Annotated in this window: 6 protein-coding genes; 2 read left to right on the top strand and 4 right to left on the bottom strand. The window is 37.1% G+C overall.

Annotated features, from left to right (window positions below; genetic code table 11):
* On the top strand, window positions 1–935 hold a 935-nt coding region (locus AAC037_RS20120), incomplete at its 5' end, for a transglutaminase-like domain-containing protein (protein ID WP_339905131.1).
* Between the two features lie 35 nt (window positions 936–970).
* Here AAC037_RS20120 and AAC037_RS20125 read toward each other — a convergent pair.
* Entirely contained in the window at window positions 971–1,171 is a 201-nt protein-coding gene (locus tag AAC037_RS20125; protein WP_339905132.1) for a hypothetical protein, read from the bottom strand.
* Window positions 1,172–1,350: 179 nt separating this feature from the next.
* On the opposite strand from AAC037_RS20125, the gene AAC037_RS20130 reads away from it, so the two are divergent.
* Window positions 1,351–1,812, top strand: coding sequence for a hypothetical protein (locus AAC037_RS20130; RefSeq protein ID WP_339905133.1), 462 nt, complete (start codon window positions 1,351–1,353; stop codon window positions 1,810–1,812).
* Between the two features lie 246 nt (window positions 1,813–2,058).
* On the opposite strand, the gene AAC037_RS20135 is transcribed toward AAC037_RS20130, so the two are convergent.
* The 3 genes from AAC037_RS20135 to AAC037_RS20145 all read right to left on the bottom strand — a co-directional run.
* A complete protein-coding gene (locus AAC037_RS20135; RefSeq protein WP_339905134.1) occupies window positions 2,059–2,694 on the bottom strand; it encodes a DUF2490 domain-containing protein in 636 nt (211 codons plus the stop codon).
* Window positions 2,695–2,741: 47 nt separating this feature from the next.
* Window positions 2,742–3,317, bottom strand: a complete 576-nt coding sequence (locus tag AAC037_RS20140; RefSeq protein ID WP_339905135.1) for a hypothetical protein — start codon at window positions 3,315–3,317, stop codon at window positions 2,742–2,744.
* Between the two features lie 341 nt (window positions 3,318–3,658).
* Window positions 3,659–4,644: MlrC C-terminal domain-containing protein (locus AAC037_RS20145; protein WP_339905136.1), on the bottom strand; the 986-nt coding region annotated here is incomplete at its 5' end.

Consider the following 4,644-nt stretch of genomic DNA (forward strand, 5'->3'; position numbering starts at 1 on the left):
CGGACAAAACTTGGAACCGAATTCCTATTGCTGAATCAAGTAATAAACTTCTAGGAGTTATTGAAGGGGAAGATCAATTCCTGTTTAACTACAATATCACTTTGCCGGTGATTTCTGACTCTGCCAAAATATGGATTCCCCTTGCAGCATCTGATGACTACCAAGAAATAGGCCTTGTGAAAAAGGAGATTCCTGGCAAGCACAAAATAATAAAAGATAAAACCAACCAAAATACGGCTTTACTCGTAACCCTCTCTCCAAATGATAGTGAAAAACCTATAACAATTACCTATAAGGTAAAAAGAATAGAAAAAGGTCCTTATCAGGACAGCCTTAAAATCGATCCCCGATACCTCCAATCAAGTACGCTTATGCCTGTTGGTAGAAGGTTTAGAGAATTGGCCCAAGAGGCCATTGGAGAAAAGAAAGGGCAAAGCCAACTAATGAAGGCCAGGGCCATTTATGACTATATTATCGATCATATGAAATACATGAAGTATGGCGATTATGGCAGAGGGGATGCAATTTATGCTTGCGACACCAAAACGGGAAATTGTACCGAATTTCATTCGTTATTTATCTCTATGGCCAGATCAGTAGGCATTCCCGCAAGATTTTCAATTGGCGCAGCAATTCCATCAGACCGGGATGATGGTGGAATTGATGGGTACCACTGTTGGGCAGAGTTTTATGCCGAAGGTAAATGGTGGCCTATAGATATTAGTGAAGGAAATAAATACACTGCGCTGTCGACTTATTATTTTGGTCGACACCCGGCCAATCGAATTGAATTAAGTCGTGGTAGAGACCTAACGTTTACTCCTGGTCCTGTATCTGGCCCTATCAATTTTATGGTTTATCCGATTTTAGAAATTGGAGGAAAACCCGCAGTTGCCAAAACAACATTTACTTTTATTAGAAACAATACCTATTAATAACACATCATAACGAATAACTATTCGACAAAGTACTATTCCTTTGTTGGGTGCTCATCGTCACCTGATGGGTGTTCATCACCTCCTGATGGATGCTCTTCTTCAGCTGCCGGATGCTCTTCTGTCTGTTCTACTTTGTCCGTTTTTTTGTTTCCGCAAGAAGATATTGTAAAAGAAAACAGCAAAGCCACCAGTAATAGCATGGCGAATGGTTTTATACTTTTTAAAATTATCATATTCTTTTATTTTCTACACCTAACAAAGTAACTTATATTTTTGTTATTTCAAAATTTTCAGAAGATTATACTATTAACTTTCACCCCTATAGCTCAATTGATAAGTCGCCAAAAATTATATCTTGAAATGAAAAATCTGGCAACCTTTTTGCCCCTTTACTTAAAAAATTAAAAGCATTATGGAAAAAATAAACTTTAAAAAAAGAGTAATGGAAGAAGCCGTCAGGCGCCAAGAAAGCATTGTTTCAGACTTTAGGCAAAGGATAAAGGAGATTAGAGAAGGAGAGCAGCAGCCCCAAGATGAGCCAGTTGAATATGATCAGCAAGGACAAGAAGATGAAAGCGCTCTCGTGATTAACAGAATCGGTCGGGAGCTTGACTTTGTGATCGATGAACTGGATTTCTTAAAACAAATGAGAACTGCAGATAATATTTTAGATGAAGTCACCCTCGGAGCAATTGTAAAAACAGACAGCATGACCTTTTTCCCAAGTGTAAGTTTGGAGGAATTTGAAGTGGATGGTCAGAAATTATTTGGTATTTCAAAAAATGCTCCGATTTACAAGGAAATGAAGGGAAAGAAAAAAGGAGATACTTTTGGGTTAAATGGTAAAACCTATGAAATCATAGACTTATATTGAAATCGGTATTTGGCAGAAGTAAATCTTTAAATAGTTGTAAGTTTTTACAAAGAAGTTAATTTTTAACCCTGAAATGAAAAATCACACATTTTGTTTATCTTTCACTAGCTTAGTCATAAAAAGCAAAAAATCAATAGGAAAAGGAACTTCGGATTAATTTTCAAGTTCCTTTTCTACAAACTCATTTTGAAAGGTAAATTAAAGAGCAACTTTACTAAATCAACAACAAAGTTGATTTGATAAGTTTTAAAAATTTAAATACCAACCAAATTTAAACCAGGTCCTGTGTCTCAGGTCAGGGTCAAAAAAACGATCAGTTCTGTAGTCGATACCTGCTTGAAATTTCTGTTTCGCCTTGGAGAGGTGTCCCAGGGATGCCACAATCCTGTTCTCCAATCCACTTACACGAGACTGATAACTGTAGAGCAATTCATCACTAAACACCAAATAAAACTCTCCAGGATCTAATCTTTTCCCTTCTATTGGGACTTCAAAAGACACCCTATACCTAAGCCGGTATTCATTTTTCTCAAAAGGTAAATAGGTTTGGTCAAAACGGATTCTGTGACCAATTTTATAATTTCTGGGCAACTGTAGTATGGATATTTGCTGTATTGTACGGTGGCTATTGTCACCTCTGCTATCCACACGGTATTGATACCCTGCAGCAATATCAATAAATGGATTAACCTTTGTTCCTAAAAACCCTTGGAAATCAGTTAGATTATGGAAATAGCCGGCATCAAGATCTTCTCCCCCGAATTTTTCAGCCATCCCATGTTGACTCTCTATTTTACCAATAACTTTTAATTTTTCTGTAGCTTTAAAACCCACTTGAACTTCAGGAAAAAACCCAAATAACCTAACAGTTCCTTGAGCCATTATTTGTATAGGTAATAAAAGAAATATAACAAGTATTAATTTACGCATTAAAAGAATAGATTATTAGAAGGTGTCAGGATGATTTCTCTTTTCATTAGAAGTTCGCCCTCCTTATCAAATAATCCTTCCCATAATTTTTTTGTGCTTGATGTTTTACCATAAAATTCCACCTCATATTTAATTATAATATTATCGGATTTATTAGTATTTATCCAATTTTTTAAGTTTTCGCTTTTCCCAGTATACTGAATTTGAATCTTCCGTATATTAGTTTTTAAGAAGTTGTCCGAAAAATATTTCGAAATATTTTGCTTAACTTTTTTAGGCAATCTCCTCCAATGTACTAATACTTCAATATCCTCTAAGGTACCATCCATACTAAACTCCACACTGTACTTTTTTTTCTTATGGTAAAATTTAGCTTCATAGCTTTTGCTTTCCCCTGAGGTTTCAAAAAACCAATTCATCCTATTTTTCTGATCAAAAACCTCCTCTACCCAAGAAACCGCATTGGAGGGAACATCACTACGCATCACCTTGCTTTCCTTTTCAATTTTCACCTGAGCATTGGCAACCATTGAAAGCGTATACATGAACCAAAAAACAAAACTAATTTTAACCATTTTTCCGGGATTTACTTAATTCAGACTTTTCTTATAGTTTTTACCTAAAGTAAAAACCCGATTTTTTTAAATAGAGACCAGTCAGTAAGATGATCAAATTGTTAAATAATCATTACGCAATATTCATTTAACTAGAATACATTTAAGGAATATTTTGGTGTTACAAGAAATGTAACGCAAATATAAATGGAATAAGAAGACCAAACTAAATTGTTATCCAATAAAATGGCCTGATTCTAGGTAAATACAATAGAATCAGGCCATTTATTACAAAAACCAACTAATACATAATGACTTTAAGCCGCTTTTTGTCCAAAAGTTTAAAAAAACATGTAGGATTACTAAAATTCATGAGATAAAGGGACTAACCTTGCACTTAAATCAGGCGTTTCCATATCCTTATCAAATGGAAACATCGGTCGGTTGATGCGTTTAAACTCCAAACGCTCCAGATCCTGATCAACACCTCCCGGAGTAAGGGCCATGATCCAGTCTGCCCTCATATCGTACAGTTCAGGTACAAGGTAGCCAATTTTTACAACGACTATATCCGTTTCTTTTGGATTAAGACCAAGGTTGGTAAAATCCTTTTCCCTATGATAGGGCTTTCTTTTTTTTGTAACAATTACATGAACACTGCCAACCTTTACAACCACCTCTACTTCTGCATTTCTATCCCCCTTTTCAATAGCTGTCACTGTACCGGTTAGTAGTATAGGTGGTGCAAATCGGTCATCTACCGCAGCTCCTGCCTTGGCAGACACCTCCCCACCTACACCTGCATCCAAGGCAGCTTCTACCAATTCAGGGCCTGGAATAGAAGCATAAATTAGGGAAGGGCCTGAACCTGATTTAAACTCAGGTCTTTCAAGGATTTCTTTAAGTGTCCAGGTCACATCTCCAGCGCCTCCTGCAGTTGGGTTGTCTCCCATATCACTGATCATAAATGGTACTTTATCACTAGCAATGGCCATATCTAAACTCTCCTTAAGACTAGCAGTAGGTGCAATAAATTCAAATTTGTCCCGTCTTTCCCAAAAACTGAAGGCAAGCTCCTCTGCTTTTTGGGTGACTTTTTCTTTATCATCCCCGGTAACCATTACTACAGCGTGGTTTCGCGGCTCGTCCGCCCAAGCATAGCCTACCCAAATTGCGGCATCTACTACCCCCTCCTGTTGAGTAGCCGGGTTTACAGCTGCATATAAGCTTTTTCCCGGCTCTACACGGGTACTGGTTTTTTCTCCCGGAAGTAATATGGGAACTGGAATCCATGCTTTATAAGCAGGCTTTCCTTTTCCCGATTCCAAACGTTCTAATAAGTTATCAA

The organism is uncultured Cyclobacterium sp. (genome assembly GCF_963976465.1).
GTDB lineage: Bacteria > Bacteroidota > Bacteroidia > Cytophagales > Cyclobacteriaceae > Cyclobacterium.